Below are 14557 nucleotides of genomic sequence, written 5' to 3'. Positions count from 1 at the left end.
ACGAACGACACCGCCGCCACATCCGGATGCCCCAGCAGCCGGTCCACCGCCACCTTGTCGCCCTGCACCACCGAGAACACCCCCTCAGGCAACCCGGCCTCCTGCCACAACCGCGCCATCAGCAACGACGCCGACGGATCCCGCTCCGACGGCTTCAGCACGAACGCGTTCCCACACGCGATCGCCACCGGGAACATCCACATCGGCACCATCGCCGGGAAGTTGAACGGCGTGATCCCCGCCACCACCCCCAACGGCTGCCGCATCGAATACGAATCCACCCGAGTCGACACCCCCTCGGAGAACCCACCCTTGAGCAGATGCGGAATCCCGCACGCGAACTCCACCACCTCCAGCCCGCGCGCCACCTCCCCCAACGCATCCGCATGCACCTTGCCGTGCTCGGCCGAGATAAAAGCGGCCAGCTCGTCCCGATGGGCGTACATCAGCTCACGGAACCGGAACAGCACCCGGGCGCGCTTGATCAGCGAGGAGTCCCGCCACGCCGGGAAGGCCGCCGCCGCGGCGGCCACCGCCGCGTCCACCTCGGCCGCCGACGCCAGCGCCACGTGACCGCTGACCTCGCCCGTGGCCGGGTTGAAGATCTCCGCCGTCCGGTCGCCGCCGTCCGTCAGGGCGCCGTTGATCCAGTGCTTGACCGACTTCACCGTTCTCCCTCTCCCAGTGCCAGTTCCACCGCGTCCACGAGCGCGCCCTCGGCGCAGGGACGCGAGACCACGTCCGCGGCCGACAGCACGTCGGGGTGGCCGTCGCCGACCGCGATGCCCAGGCCGGCGGCCTGGATCATGTCGATGTCGTTGGGGTTGTCGCCGATGGCGGCGACCTGCTCCAGCGGCACCCCGCGAGCCTTCGCCAGCTCGCGCAGCGCGCTGCCCTTGGTCGCCCCCTCCGGCAGCACCTCCAGGTACGTCGCCTCCGACCGGACGGTGACCGTGCCCGCGATGTCCAGCTCCGGCAGGCGGTCGCCGATCAGCATGCACTTGGTGATCCCGTCGGGGGGCAGCGCCGCCCAGTCGCCGGGGTCGCGCAGCGTGATGCCGTCCCGCCGGGCGTAGTCCCGCAGCTCCTGGACGTCGTCCACGGCCAGCGCCTCGCCGCCGGAGAAGGCCACCGGGTACACGCCGGCGGGCAGCTCGCCGAACAGGCCGAGCAGCGTCTTCCAGGCGGTGGCGGGCAGGTGGCGGGAGCGCAGCACCTCGCCGGTCGCCAGGTTCACCGTGCGGGCGCCGTTGTAGAGGATGGCCGGGCCGTCCAGGCCCAGCTCGTCGTAGTAGGGGCGGGCCGAGCGTTCCATGCGGCCGGTGGCGATGACGACCTCGCCGCCCGCGGCCCGGTAGCGGCGCAGCGCGTCCCGGGCGGCGGGCACCATGGCCAGGTCGCGCCCGACGAGCGTGCCGTCGAGGTCGGTCACGATCCAGCGGATCACGTCGCGCTCCTCGCCCCGGCGACCCCGTCGGCTCCGGCGGCTCCGGCGGCTCCGGCGGCTGCGGCGGCCACGTCGGACAGCACCGAGGAGGCCAGGTCGAACCCGCCGACGCAGGCCAGGTAGCCGCCCGGCTCGAAGATGCTGCCCGACAGCGGGATATAGACGCCGCCGGCCTGCCTGACCAGCAGGGATCCGGCCGCGACGTCCCAGGCGTTGACGCGGGTGCCGTACGCGACGTCGGACCAGCCGGCCGCGACGTGGGCGAGCTTGAGCGCGGCGCTGCCCGGACGGCGGATGGTCGCGAACGACTGGGTCATCCTGGAGAAGCGGCGCAGCGCGCCCTCCTCGTCCTCGGCCAGGTCGCGCGGCGTGGGATAGCTGGACAGCAGCACCGCCTCGCGGTCGGCGCGGGCGCCCGCGCTGCGCAGCGGCTCGCCGTTGCAGACGGCCCCGCCGAGCCAGGCGGTGAACTCGTCGTCGCGCACCGGGTCGTAGATCACCCCGGCGACCACCTCGCCGTCCACGGCGGCGGCGATCGAGGTGCAGAAGAACGGCAGGCCGACGGCGAAGTTGGCGGTGCCGTCGATGGGGTCGACGTACCAGCTGATGGCGCCCTGTCCCCTGGTGCCGCCCTCCTCGCCCACCACGACGCTGTCGGGGCAGAGCCGGTCGAGCACCTCGCGGATGCCCTCCTCGGCCGCCTTGTCGTGCTCGGTCACCGGGTCGTGGAAGTCGCGCTTGGTCTGGATCTCCGGACGCGAGCGGAAGGCGCCGCGCAGCCGGTCGCCGACGGCCCTGGCCGCCTCGGCCGCGATGGCGGCCAGCTCGCGAGAGGTGTTCACGTCCATGTCTCCTCCAGGAGGGTCAGCAGGGCGCGGGGGTCCTCGACCGTGGCCTGAGGACTCTGCCGCACCCGGTACGGGATCTTGTCGGTGCTCGCGGAGACCATCAGGACGGTCGCCCCCGCCCCGGCCCGGGCGCCGCAGATCACGTCCCGGTCGTAGTTGTCGCCGACGTACCAGGCGTCGGCCGGATCCACGCCGAGGGCGCGGCAGGCGAGCAGGATCATCTCGGGGTTCGGCTTGCGCACGCCGACCTCGTCGCTGTAGACCTGCGCGGCGAACAGGTGGTCCAGGCCGCTCCCGGCCAGGTAGTCGCGGTGCACGGCCCCGCACAGCGCGTTGCTGACGACGGCGGGGACGACGCCGTTGCGCAGGCAGGCGTTCAGCAGCTCGGCCATGCCGGTGCGCAGCTTCCGGTCGCTGCGCAGCTCGCCCATCCGCTTGCACAGGGGCGTCGCCTCGACCGTGACCAGCGTGCGGGCCTGCTCGGGCCAGTCGGTGGCGACGAACTCGGCCCAGAACCGGCGGTGGGTCATCTCCTCGGGCGCGAACTGCCGGGAGGTGGAGTCCTTCCAGTACTTGTCGGCCCGCGCCCCGGCCCGGATGTCGCTCTCGACGTCCTCGGCCGTCAGGCCGTCGAACCCGGTCCTGGCCAGCATGGCGTGCACCTCGGCGGCCAGCTCGGCCGCCCAGGACGGGCGCTTGGCGGTCTCGACGATCACGCCGCCGAAGTCCAGGAGCAGTGCCTTGGGGCGGATCACGCGGTCACCTCCGCCCGGTCCCAGGAGGAGATGCGGGCGCCGTCCGCGCCGAACAGATGGAGCTGCTCGGTCCAGCAGGGCAGCACGTCGCCGGGCGCGGCCCGTACCGGCGTGTACGACAGGGCGAACAGCTCGGTGTCCAGGACGCGCAGCCGTACCGTCCAGGAGGAGCCGGCCGGCAGCACGGCCTCGACCACTGCGTCCTCGCTCCAGGCGGCGGCGGGCGGCGTGCCGAGCCGCAGCGCCTCGGGCCGGATGCCGACGGCGGACGGGGTGACCCCCGAGCCGCGCGCCTCCACGAACCGCAGCAGCGATCCGGCCAGCCCGCCGGGCGCCGGACCGGCGTCCACGATGGCCATCGGCGGGCTGCCGACGAACTCGGCGACGAACCGGTTGGCGGGCCGCTCGTACATCTCCATGGGCGCGGCGAGCTGCTGGAGCTCGCCCTCGTTCATGACGGCGACGTCGGTGGCCATGGTGAGGGCTTCGAGCTGGTCGTGGGTGACGAAGACGATCGTCGCGCCGGACTCCTCGTGGATGCGCTTGAGCTCGGCCCGCATCTCCAGGCGCAGCCGGGCGTCGAGGTTGGACAGCGGCTCGTCCAGCAGCAGCACGGACGGGTTGACCGCGAGCATCCTGGCCAGGGCGACGCGCTGCTGCTGGCCGCCGGACAGCTGGGACGGGTAGCGGTCCATCGCGGCGTCGACGTGCACCATCCTCAGCGCCGCCTCGGCCCGCGAGCGCCGCTCGGGGGCGGGCACCTTGCGCATGCGCAGCCCGAACTCCACGTTGTCGCGCACGGACAGGTGCGGCCAGAGCGCGTAGTTCTGGAACACCAGCCCCATCGCCCGCTTCTCCGGCGGGACGTAGACCCCCTGCTCGACGGAGTCCAGGACGCGCTCGCCGACGGCGATGCTGCCCGCGGTGGGCTGTTCGAGGCCGGCGATCATGCGCAACGTGGTGGTCTTGCCGCAGCCGGAGGGGCCGAGCAGGCACATGAAGGCGCCGTCGGGGACCACGAGGTCGAGGTTCTTCACCGCGTAGTCGCCGCCGCCGTAGCTCTTGGAGACTGCGCTCAAGGTGATGTTCGGCATCTATCCTCCTAGGCCGGACGCCAGGCTGCTCTTGGTCAGCCGCTGGGTCAGGGAAGTCATGGTGAAGGAGAGCAAAGCGATCATGAGGACGACGCCGTTGGCGAGCTGCGTGTATCCGTAGTCGACCAGGCCGATGGAGAGCGTCGTGAGAAGCTGGGTGCCGGTGGTGGTCAGCATCACGACGATGCTGAGCTCCTTCAGCCCCGAGATGAACGGCAGCACGATGCCGGTGACCAGGGCGCCCTTCTGGATCGGGAAGATGATCCGCCGCATCCGGTGCCACCAGGAGGCCCCGGCGATCTGCGCGGCCTCCTCCGGCTCCCGGCCGAGCTGCATCATCGCCGCGATGCCCGAGCGCGAGCTGTAGGGCAGGTGCGTCACGGCCATGACCAGGATCAGCAGGAACGTCGTCCCGTACAGCGCCGGGACGGGCCCGCGGGCGACGGCGAACAGCGACAGCGAGGCGGCGGCGAAGGCGATGCCGGGGATGAGGTACGGCAGGAACGACACCTGGCGCAGGAACCCGGCGATGCGCGGCGCGGTGCCGCGGACCACGACGTACCCGATGAGCAGGCCGGCGACCGCGCAGATCAGCGAGGCCAGGCCGACGATGCGCAGCGAGTTCCAGGCGGCCTGCCACAGCTCGGAGCCGCGCAGGATGCCGTGCGGGAACCCGACCGCGCCGGGCAGCCGGTCGGCGATCCAGTAGTCGAGCGTCAGGGTCGACAGGTCCAGCGGCGTGCGGGTGAGCGTGGACAGCAGCAGCGTGAGCACCGGGATCAGCACGCTGACCACGAACACCACCGCGCCCAGCGCGAACGCGGGCCAGCGCCAGCCGCGCAGGTCGCCCAGCCGGTCCATCGCGCCCTTGCCGCCGACGGTGACGAACCTGCGCTGCTCGCGCATCAGCCGCATGTCGGTGAAGACGATCAGCACGCCGATGATCACGATGACGGTGGCCAGCACGGAGGCCACGCCGGTGCTGCGGTCCCTGATCGACTGGAACAGCCCGGTGGACAGCACCTGGTAGTCGGCGGGCAGGCCGAGCACGTACGGGGTGCCGAACGTGCCGAGCACCCGCCCGACCACGAGCAGCACGGCCGAGGAGAGCGCGGGCAGCATCAGCGGCACCACGATCCGCCGCACGACGACGCGCCGCGGCGCCCCGAGGATCCGGGCCGAGTCCTCAAGCTGGACGTCGATCCTGCGCAGCGCGTTGCCGACCAGCAGCAGCACGAACGGGTAGTAGTGCAGCCCGAGCGTGACGATGATCGGCAGCGGCCCGTAGGCCAGCCAGTCGGGGGTGCGCACGCCGGCCGACTCCAGGAAGCCCACCTGCCCGCCGGCCCGCTCGTTCTTGAACAGCGTCAGCCAGGCCAGCGAGAACGTCCACGACGGCAGCATGTACGGCACCACCAGCGCCCCGGCCAGCCACTTGCGGCCGGGCACGTTGGTCCGGGTCACCAGCCAGGCCATCCCGCCGCCGAGCAGCAGCGCGAACAGCACGGTGCCGACGGCGACGACCAGCGTGTTGACCAGCGGGCCCCAGAACAGCAGGCCGCTGATCTGGGAGCGGAAGACCCGCCACAGGTAGTAGCCGGTCCACTCGCCCGGCTGCTGGCCGGCGTGCAGCTCGTCGCCGAACTGGAGGCGGAAGGCGTCCGACAGGACCGCGATCAGGGGGGCGACGACGAGGTAGGCGAGCAGGACGACGAGGATCAGGCCGAGCGCGGCGGTCGGGTCGTGCCGCAGGACCTGCAGGCGGTAGCGGAGTCGGCGCCGTCTCGGCGGGCGAGGCGGCGGCTCCGTCTTGGTCAGAACAGCCATGGTCTTCCTTCGGGGGGTTTTCAGTGGCTTCGTTTGAGCATGGCGTCGGCGAGGGCGTCGGCGGCCTCGCCGAGCCGGCGGCCCACGGCGTCCAGGCGGGAGAGCAGCTCGCGTTCGCGCAGGGTGTCCATGTCCAGCGGGCCGGCGAACAGCTCGGTGAGCCGGGCCTGGTGGAGCTGGCGGACGCGGCTGTGGGACTTGCGGGTGGCGAGCACGGCCACGGTGACCGAGCCGGGGTCGCCGGTGATCTTCAGCAGGGCCTGTTCGAGCTGGTCCAGGCCGTCGATGACGGCGCCCAGCGGCTCGGCGGCGAAGGTGAGGTCGGCGGGCCCGAACAGGTCGGCCTCGCGGACGAAGTCGCGTAACTGGTCCAGCACGTCGTCGATCGAGCGGGAGAGCCGGAACAGGTCCTCCCTGTCGATGGGGGTGGCCAGCACCCGTCTCAGCGCCCGGACGAGCTCGGCGCGGGCGGCGTCGCCCTCGTGCTCGACCTCGGCCATGCGGGCGCGGGCGGCGGCCTGGCCGGTCGTGCCCGAGGCGGCCGAGCGGGCCAGCACGGCGCCCTCCCTGGCGACGGCGACCTGGCCGCGGATGAGGTCGATCACCCGCCGTCCGGAGCGGCCGCGCAGCTCGTCCCAGGCGCGGGCGAGCCGGCGGGGCCGTCCGCCGCTCACAGCAGCCTCAGGCCGAGCCCGGCCAGGGCGCCCAGGGCCATGGACGACGGCAGCGTGACCAGCCACGCCGTACCCATGTTCAGCACTCCTTGCCATCGCACCCTCCTGCTTCCTTCGCTTGCCACCACGCCGACGACCCCGGCGGTCACGGACTGGGTCATGCTCACCGGGCTGCCCAGGGCCGAGCTGCCGAGGACGGCGCCGGTGGCCGCCGTCTCGGCCGACAGCACGTGCAGCGGCCGGGTGATGACCAGGCCGCGGCCGACCCGCTCGCCCACCCGGGGCAGCGTGGTCAGCGCCCCGGCGAGGAACAGCGCCACCAGCACGGCCATCCACCCCGGCGAGAGCTGGACGGGCCCGACCCGGCCGAGCCCGTTGCGGCCGACGTCCACGGCGACGCTCACCACGGCGATCATCTTCTGGCCGTCGTTGACGGCGTAGGCCAGGCACTGGGCCGCGTACGCCACCAGGTGGGCGGCCAGCACCAGCCCCGGCATCCGGCGCGAGGACGGCACCCGCCGGGACGCGGTGCCCAGCAGGTAGCCGAGCACCAGCCCGACCAGCGGCGCGCACGCCCCGATCGCCAGGACGGTGACCAGGCTCGGCCAGGCCACCGGCAGCCCGGCGCCGAGCCCGGCGCCCGCGATGCCGCCGATCACCGCCAGCGTCAGGCTGGTGGGCAGCCCCTTGCCGGTCAGCGCCGCCACCACCACGACGGCGATCACGACGCCGGCCAGGAACACGGCCGCGCCGCTGCCCGAGTCGAGCCCGGCGAGCCCTTCGGTGAAGGTCCGCGCGACCGCGACGCCCAGCACGTACGGCCCGGCGAACAGGACCGCCACCAGCAGCGCGGCGGCCAGCCAGCCGGGCGTGCGCGGGAAGCGCAGGCCGAGGCCGATCAGCGTGGCGCCGTCGTTGGCCCCGCTGATCAGCACGAACAGGACGGCCACCGCGGCGAAGGCCAGCGTCCAGCCCATCAGAGGTAGAGCCGCTGGTCGCGCTTGGCCTCGTCGTAGCGCTCGCGCGCGGCCCTGACCTCGGGCAGGCCGGACACCTGCGCGACCGGCACGTCCCACCAGGCCTGCGCGCCGGGGCCGCCGCCGGGGGCGGGCTCGACGTACACGACGGTGGTCCTGGCCGACTCCTTGGCCTTGACCAGGGCGGCCCGCAGCGACTCGGGGCCGTCGGCGCGCAGCACGTCGGCGCCCAGGCTGGCGGCGTTGGCGGCGAGGTCCACCGGCAGGGGCTCGCCGTCCAGCTCGCCGCCGGGCCCGCGGGTGCGGTACGCGGTGCCGAGCCGCCGGGCCCCCACCGACTCGCTGAGGTTGCCGATGGAGGCGAAGCCCCTGTTGTCCACCAGGACGATCACCAGCTTGATCCGCTCCTGCACGGCGGTCGCGATCTCCTGCGCCATCATCAGGTACGACCCGTCGCCGACCAGCACGAACACCTCGCGTTCCGGCGCGGCCAGCTTCACCCCGAGGCCGCCGGCGATCTCGTAGCCCATGCACGAGTAGCCGTACTCGACGTGGTACTGCTCGGGGTCGGCGGGCCGCCAGAGGCGGTGCAGGTCGCCCGGCATCGAGCCGGCCGCGTTGACCACCACGCCGCCTTCGGCGACCTCGTTGAGGACGCCGAGCATGACGGGCTGGGTGAGCTCGGGGCCCCCGTAGGTGTGGCCGATCTCCGACTGCCAGGCGGCGGCCAGGGCGGCGGCCCGGTGGGTCCATTCGGGGTCGGCCCGCCAGTCCACGTCGTCGAGGGCGCGCAGGGCCTCGCGGGCGTCGGCGACGAGCGTGGCGCCCGCGTTCTTGGCCGCGTCGAAGGCGGTGACGTTGACGTTGAGGAAGGCGGCCTGCCCGAACAGCGTCCTGGAGGCGGTGGTGAAGTCGGTGTAGCGGGTGCCGACGCCGATGACCAGGTCGGCCTCGCGGGCCAGGGTGTTGGCCGCGTCGGTGCCGGTGTGGCCGATCGCGCCGGCCGCGCAGGGGTGGTCGTACGGCAGCGCGCCCTTGCCCGCCTGCGTCTCGCCCACCGGCACGCCGTGGTTCTCGGCGAAGCGGGTCAGCTCGGCCCACGCCCCGCTGTACCGGACGCCGCCGCCGGCCACGATCAGCGGCCTGCGGGAGCCGCGCAGCAGCTCCTTCGCCCTGGCCAGCGCGGCCGGCTCGGGCACCGGGCGGGGAACGTGCCAGACCCGCCGGGCGAACAGCTCCTCGGGCCAGTCGTACGCCTCGGCCTGCACGTCCTGGGGCAGCGCGAGCGTCACCGCGCCCGTCTCGGCGGGGTCGGTGAGCACCCGCATCGCCGCCAGCAGCGCGGCCGGGAGCTGCTCGGGCCGGTTGATCCGGTCGAAGAAGCGCGACACCGGGCGCAGCGAGTCGTTGACCGACACGTCGTAGGACCTGGGGTCCTCCAGCTCCTGCAGCACCGTGCCGGGGGCGCGGGTGGCGAAGACGTCGCCGGGCAGCAGCAGCACCGGCACCCGGTTGATGGTGGCCAGCGCCGCGCCGGTGACCAGGTTGGTGGCGCCCGGCCCGATGGACGTCGTGCAGGCGAAGGTGGACAGCCGCGCGCGGGTGCGGGCGTAGCCGACGGCCGTGTGCACCATGGCCTGCTCGTTGCGGGCCAGATAGTACGGCAGCGCGTCGCCCGTGCCCGCGCCCTGCTCGGCCAGCGCCTGGCCGACGCCCGCGACGTTGCCGTGGCCGAAGATCCCGAGCACGCCGGCGATCAGCCGCTGCTCGACGCCGTCGCGCTCCGACCACTGGGCGGCCAGGAAGCGGGTCAGCGCCTGGGCCGTGGTCAGCCTCATGAGGCACCTCCTTGCACGAGATCGGGCACGCCGCCCTCCAGCAGGCCGAGCGCGGTGTCCACGGCGGCGCCCACGTCCCCGTCGGGCGGGTAGAGCAGCGCTCGGCCGACCACCAGGCCGCGGACGCCGGGCAGGCGCAGCGCCTTGCGCCAGGAGTCGTACATCTCGCCGGCGTCCTGGCCGGAGTCGCCGCCCAGCAGCAGCACGGGCAGGGTCGTGGACTCCACGACGCGTTCCATCTCCGGCACGACCGGGATCTTCAGCCAGGTGCGGGCGGAGGTCGCGCCGAGCCCCTGGCCGACGCTGATGGCGTGGATCACGGCCTCGGGCGACAGGTCGTGCCGCACCACGCCGTCCTGCCGCCTGGACCAGAAGGGCTCGACCATCGCCATCAGGCCGTGCGCGGCCAGGTCGGTGACGGCCTGGCCGCAGCTGGCCAGGGTGGCGGCGGTGGCGCTGTCCTCCAGCGCGATCCGGCACAGCATCTTGCCGCCGTCCAGGCCCATCGCGGCGATGGTGGGGGCGTCGTAGGCGGTGAAGCGGTCGTCGAACTCGAACACCGAGCCGTGCACGCCGCCGCGGTTCATCGAGCCGATGACGATCTTGTCGTCGAGCGCGCCGAGCAGCAGCAGGTCCTCGACGATGTCGGGGGTGGCCAGCAGGCCGTCCACGCCGGGCCTGGCCAGGGCGGTCATGAGCCGGTCGAGCAGGTCGGCGCGGCTGCGCATGGCCATCGGGTGGCCGGCCACGCCGAGGGCGCCGCGGGCCGGATGGTCGGCCGCGATGATGAGCAGTTGCTCCCTGCCGTTCCTGAGGGGCCGGCGCCGGCGGGCGGCCGCCGCCTCGGCGACGCGCTCCGGCTGCCAGGCGCGCTGGTCGAGCAGCCGGCGGTAGTCCTGCTCACGCATGCGTGACGGCTCCTTCCGAGAGGGTGGCGGACAGGACGGTCTCGACCTCGTCCGCCGTGGGCATCGCGGGCGCGCAGGCCAGGCGTCCGGCGACGATCGCGCCCGCCGCGTTGGCGAAGCGCAGGGTGCGTTCGAGCGGCCAGCCTTCGAGCAGGCCGTGGCAGAGCGCGCCGCCGAAGGCGTCGCCGGCGCCGAGCCCGTTGACCACCTCGACCGGGACGGGCGGCACCCGTACGGTCTCCGTGGCGGTCATGCCGAGCACGCCGTCGGCGCCCTGCTTGACGATGGCCAGCTCGACGCCCGCCGCCAGCAGGGCCTCGGCGGCCGCGCGCGGATCGCGGGTGCCGGTGGCCACCTCGACCTCGTCCAGGTTGCCGGCCGCGACGGTGACGTGCGCGAGCGCCGCCCGCACGCGTTCCCCGGCGGTGGCCGCGTCGGCCCAGAACATGGGCCGGTAGTCCAGGTCGAGCACGGTGTGCCGGGCGCGCCCGCGGGCCCGCCAGGCGGCCAGGTGGGCGGCATGGGACGGCTCGGCCGACAGGCCGGTCACGGTGGCCCAGAACAGCCGCGCGCCGGTGACGGCCGCCAGGTCCAGGTCGCCGGGCGCGATCTCCAGGTCGGGCGCGTCCTGGCGGTAGAAGTAGAGCGGGAAGTCGTCCGGCGGCCTGATCTCGCAGAACGTGACCGGCGTCGGCCGGCCGGGCACGGCGCCGACCAGGCGGTCGTCCACGCCGTAGGAGCGCAGCGCGTCGCGGACGAACGCGCCGAACGGGTCGTCGCCGGTCCGCGTGATCACCGCGCTGGAGTGGCCCAGGCGGGCGGCGGCCACGGCCACGTTGGTGGGGCTGCCGCCCAGGTACTTGCCGAACGTCTCCACCTGCCGCAGCGACACGCCGGTCTGGAGCGGGTAGACGTCCACGCCGACCCGGCCCATCGTCAGCACGTCGAGGGCGCTCACGCCAGGCCCCGCAGGAACGCCACGCCCGCCCGCACGTCGTCGGCCGGGCCGGTGCCCGCCGGGGGCTCGGCGTCGAGGACGACGTCCTGCTCCATGACGTACCAGCCGTCGTAGCCGGCGGCGGTCAGGCGTTCGACGATGCCCCGGACGTCCACGTCGCCGCGGCCGAGCCGGCGGTAGATCCCGGCGCGGACGGCGTCGGTGTAGGTCAGCTCACCGGCCCGGACGCGGGCGGCGAGGGCGGCGTCGACGTCCTTCAGGTGCACGTGGGCGATCCGCTCGGGGACGCGGGTGACCAGCTCCAGAGGGTCGCCGCCGCCGATGAGCAGGTGGCCGGTGTCCAGGCAGAGCGGGACGGCGCTGCCGCCGAGCACCCGGTCCACCTCCTGGCCGGTCTCGACCATGGTGCCGACGTGGGGGTGCAGGGTGAGCGCGCGGCCGTCGCCCTTGGCCTCGTGGAAGGCGCGGTCGAGGTTGCCGAGCAGGGTGCGCCAGCCGGTGTCGTCCAGCTCGGGACGGGCGTCGTAGCCGTCGGCGCCGGTGGCGGCGGCCAGCACGACGACCACGTCCGGGTCGAAGGCGGTCCACGTGGCGCGCAGGGCGGGCAGCGGGTCGTGGGCGGGGTCGTGCAGGACCGCGGGGACGAATCCGCCCACGGCGCGCAGCCCGTACCGGCCGAGCAGGTCCTGGTCGGCGGGCAGGAAGCCCTCGGGGCCCAGCTCGGTGGCGGTCAGGCCGAGCTCGGCCATCTCGGCGAGCACGCGGTCGGCGGTGAGCTGGTGTCCCCATCCGGGCACCTCGCACACGCCCCAGGAGATGGGTGCGGCGGCGATCCTCACTGGGCCACCTCCAGCACGCGCACCGGACGGCCCTCGCGGCGCGCCAGGTCGGCGGCCTCGGCCAGGTAGAGGGCGGCCAGGGCGTCGCGGACGGTGCAGGGGCTCTCGCTCTCGCCTCTGGCCATCGACAGGAACGCGCCCATCTCGGCGACGTAGGCGTCCTCGAACCTGGTCTGGAAGTCCGGCCACGGCGGCCCGTCCGGGTTCAGGCCCTCGGCCGAGCGCAGCGGGGTGCGGTCGCCGAGCCCGACGGCGCGGGTGCCGAGCGTGCCGGCCAGCTCCATGCGCACGTCGTAGCCGGCGCCGTTGTAGCGGGAGCCCTGCAGGGTGACCAGCGTGCCGTCGTCCATGACGATCAGGGCGGCGCTGTTGTCGACGTCCCCGGCGGCGGCGAAGTACGGATCGCCGCGGTTCGCGCCGACCGCCTGCACGACGTCCGCCTCGCGGCCGGTGACCCAGCGCAGGATGTCGAAGTCGTGGATGTGGCAGTCGCGGAAGATGCCGCCGGACTGGGCCACGTACTCGGCGGGCGGCGGCGCCGGGTCGCCGGTCAGCATGTGCACGCGGTGCAGCTCGCCCAGCTCGCCGGCCAGCAGCGCCTCGCGGGCAGCCTGGTAGCCGGCGTCGAAGCGGCGCTGGAAGCCGATGTGCACGCCGATCCCGGCCCGTTCGACGGCCTCGGCCACCCGCAGCGTCTCCTTGACGGTCGGCGCGGCGGGCTTCTCGCAGAACGCCGGCACTCCCCGCTCGCACGCCCTCAGCAGGCCCTCGGCGTGGGCGGAGGTCGGCGTCGCGAGGACCACCGCGTCCGCGTCGAAGGGATCGCCGGTCCGGGCGCCGAGCCGCCGGGCCACCTCCTCCGCCCTCGCCGTGTCCACGTCGGACACGACGAGCTCGTCAACCAAGGCGGACAGGGTTGTGGCATGGAACATGCCTATACGTCCAAGGCCCAGCAGACCCACACGCATGATCGCTCCTCATCCAGGGGGGCCTCCAGTTCTAGATGAACAGGAGATGAACCGTCAAGACTTTGTCCTGACATAAGGATGAACTGTCGTAGCTGGGAGGGGAGGTCGTGGCTCAGCTCGCACGTAAGAATGTCTTGACAAATTATTCACGTGACGTTCATCGTGAGCACACAATGGCGCCGGTCGGGGCTGGCGCGGCGCCTTGCGAATCCGAGAGGCAAGAGGAGTGACGCCATCATGAGGCGTACCGGGAAGATCATCTCCATGGCGTTGCTGGCGTCCGCCGCCGTGGCGTGCGCGCCCTCCACCGCAGGCGGAGGACCGTCGGCGGCGGCGACGGCCAAGGCGCTGCCCGGCCCGTCGCTCGATGCGAACTTCGACCTGGAGGCGCTGGTCGCCGCGGCGAAGAAGGAAGGCAGCGTCCTGGTCTACGACTCCAGCGGCGACATCGAGGAAGTGGCCAAGGCGTTCACCGCGAAGTACGGCATCGCCATGGAGGGGGTGAAGTCGGACACCCCGCAGACGGCCGAGAAGATGACCAGGGAGCACGCCGCCGACAACGTCACCATCGACGCGGCCATGTACGAGGACGGCGGCGTCCTGGTCGGCCAGCTCGCGCCGCAGGGCGTCACCCAGACGTGGATCCCCGGCGACCTGAAGGACCAGATCCCCGCCGAGAACCAGAACCCGCTGCTCGCCCTCTCCAAGGCGACGGTCTTCGGCTACAACACCAAGCTCTCCCCCGGCGGCTGCCCGGTGAAGAACGTCTGGGACCTGACCGATCCGGAGTGGTCCGGCAAGCTGGTGATGCAGGACCCGCTGGGCAAGCCGACCGTGCTGTCGTTCTTCACCCAGCTCGACGCGTACGGCAACCAGGCCCTCGAACAGGCCTACCAGGCCAAGTACGGCAAGCCGCTGAAGACCGAGGAGAAGAGCGCCGCGCAGGAGTGGATCAAGCGCCTGTCGCTCAACAAGCCGGTGCTGACCGGCTCCGACGAGGACATCTCCGCCGCCGTGGGCGCGCCGGCCGCCACGGACAAGAAGATCGGCTTCATGTCGATCTCGAAGTTCCGCAACAACGAGGACAAGGGCTACCACCAGGCCGCCTGCGAGGGGATGACCCCCTTCGCCGGCTTCAGCTACCCCAAGTACGCGGCGATCGCCACCAAGAGCAAGCACCCCAACGCGGCCAAGCTGTTCGTCCACTTCATCATGACCGAGGAGGGCGTCAAGCACGAGATCGGCGAGGGCGGCGTCTCGGGCAACAGCACGGTGAAGCCGATGGTCACCCCGCCCGGCCTGTCGGACTGGCAGGGCCAGCTCTTCCACACCGACCCCAAGGGCCTGCTCGGCGACCTGCAGAACCGCCAGGCCATGTCGGACTTCTGGCGCGTCAACCGCAGCTAGCACGCACCGTCGCACCG

General features: G+C 73.1%; 14 protein-coding genes. 1 reads left to right on the top strand and 13 read right to left on the bottom strand.

Annotated elements, in window-relative coordinates:
* The 13 genes from ACIBQ8_RS15550 to ACIBQ8_RS15490 form a co-directional block, all read right to left on the bottom strand.
* Positions 1 to 668 (bottom strand): aldehyde dehydrogenase family protein (locus ACIBQ8_RS15550; RefSeq protein WP_397192237.1); only part of this gene is annotated, 668 nt, incomplete at its 3' end.
* Entirely contained in the window at positions 665 to 1447 is a 783-nt protein-coding gene (locus tag ACIBQ8_RS15545) for a Cof-type HAD-IIB family hydrolase (RefSeq protein WP_397192236.1), read from the bottom strand. The genes ACIBQ8_RS15550 and ACIBQ8_RS15545, both read right to left, overlap by 4 nt.
* Entirely contained in the window at positions 1444 to 2295 is an 852-nt protein-coding gene (locus tag ACIBQ8_RS15540; RefSeq protein WP_397192235.1) for an inositol monophosphatase family protein, read from the bottom strand. The genes ACIBQ8_RS15545 and ACIBQ8_RS15540 overlap by 4 nt, the downstream gene beginning before the upstream one ends.
* Positions 2286 to 3050, bottom strand: a complete 765-nt coding sequence (locus tag ACIBQ8_RS15535; protein WP_397176044.1) for an HAD family hydrolase — start codon at positions 3048 to 3050, stop codon at positions 2286 to 2288. The genes ACIBQ8_RS15540 and ACIBQ8_RS15535 overlap by 10 nt, the downstream gene beginning before the upstream one ends.
* Entirely contained in the window at positions 3047 to 4144 is a 1098-nt protein-coding gene (locus tag ACIBQ8_RS15530; protein WP_397176043.1) for an ABC transporter ATP-binding protein, read from the bottom strand. The genes ACIBQ8_RS15535 and ACIBQ8_RS15530 overlap by 4 nt, the downstream gene beginning before the upstream one ends.
* Positions 4145 to 5971, bottom strand: a complete 1827-nt coding sequence (locus ACIBQ8_RS15525) for an iron ABC transporter permease (protein ID WP_352324733.1) — start codon at positions 5969 to 5971, stop codon at positions 4145 to 4147. It abuts the gene before it with no gap.
* Positions 5972 to 5991: 20 nt separating this feature from the next.
* Complete coding sequence (locus ACIBQ8_RS15520; RefSeq protein WP_397176041.1) at positions 5992 to 6645, bottom strand: DUF47 domain-containing protein; 654 nt, start codon at positions 6643 to 6645, stop codon at positions 5992 to 5994.
* Positions 6642 to 7622, bottom strand: coding sequence for an inorganic phosphate transporter (locus ACIBQ8_RS15515; protein ID WP_397176039.1), 981 nt, complete (start codon positions 7620 to 7622; stop codon positions 6642 to 6644). Before ACIBQ8_RS15515 ends, ACIBQ8_RS15520 begins: the two co-directional genes overlap by 4 nt.
* Positions 7622 to 9460 carry a 3D-(3,5/4)-trihydroxycyclohexane-1,2-dione acylhydrolase (decyclizing) gene (iolD, locus tag ACIBQ8_RS15510; protein ID WP_397192234.1) on the bottom strand — a complete coding sequence of 613 codons (1839 nt, stop codon included), beginning with the start codon at positions 9458 to 9460 and terminating at the stop codon, positions 7622 to 7624. Before iolD ends, ACIBQ8_RS15515 begins: the two co-directional genes overlap by 1 nt.
* A complete protein-coding gene (locus tag ACIBQ8_RS15505) occupies positions 9457 to 10368 on the bottom strand; it encodes a deoxyribose-phosphate aldolase (protein ID WP_397176036.1) in 912 nt (303 codons plus the stop codon). The genes iolD and ACIBQ8_RS15505 overlap by 4 nt, the downstream gene beginning before the upstream one ends.
* On the bottom strand, positions 10361 to 11302 hold the full coding sequence (iolC, locus tag ACIBQ8_RS15500) for a 5-dehydro-2-deoxygluconokinase (RefSeq protein ID WP_397192250.1): 942 nt from the start codon (positions 11300 to 11302) through the stop codon (positions 10361 to 10363). Before iolC ends, ACIBQ8_RS15505 begins: the two co-directional genes overlap by 8 nt.
* A 20-nt stretch (positions 11303 to 11322) precedes the next feature.
* Positions 11323 to 12165, bottom strand: a complete 843-nt coding sequence (locus ACIBQ8_RS15495) for a TIM barrel protein (protein ID WP_397192233.1) — start codon at positions 12163 to 12165, stop codon at positions 11323 to 11325.
* On the bottom strand, positions 12162 to 13133 hold the full coding sequence (locus ACIBQ8_RS15490) for a Gfo/Idh/MocA family oxidoreductase (RefSeq protein WP_397176032.1): 972 nt from the start codon (positions 13131 to 13133) through the stop codon (positions 12162 to 12164). The genes ACIBQ8_RS15495 and ACIBQ8_RS15490 overlap by 4 nt, the downstream gene beginning before the upstream one ends.
* A 237-nt stretch (positions 13134 to 13370) precedes the next feature.
* Between ACIBQ8_RS15490 and ACIBQ8_RS15485 the strand changes: the two genes are divergently transcribed.
* On the top strand, positions 13371 to 14540 hold the full coding sequence (locus tag ACIBQ8_RS15485; RefSeq protein ID WP_397176031.1) for an ABC transporter substrate-binding protein: 1170 nt from the start codon (positions 13371 to 13373) through the stop codon (positions 14538 to 14540).
* Positions 14541 to 14557 lie beyond the last annotated feature (17 nt).

This window comes from Nonomuraea sp. NPDC049646, assembly GCF_044465525.1.
Taxonomy (GTDB): Bacteria; Actinomycetota; Actinomycetes; order Streptosporangiales; family Streptosporangiaceae; genus Nonomuraea.
Note: the sequence above shows the minus strand (reverse complement) of the source record. Positions and strands in the feature narration are given on the sequence as shown.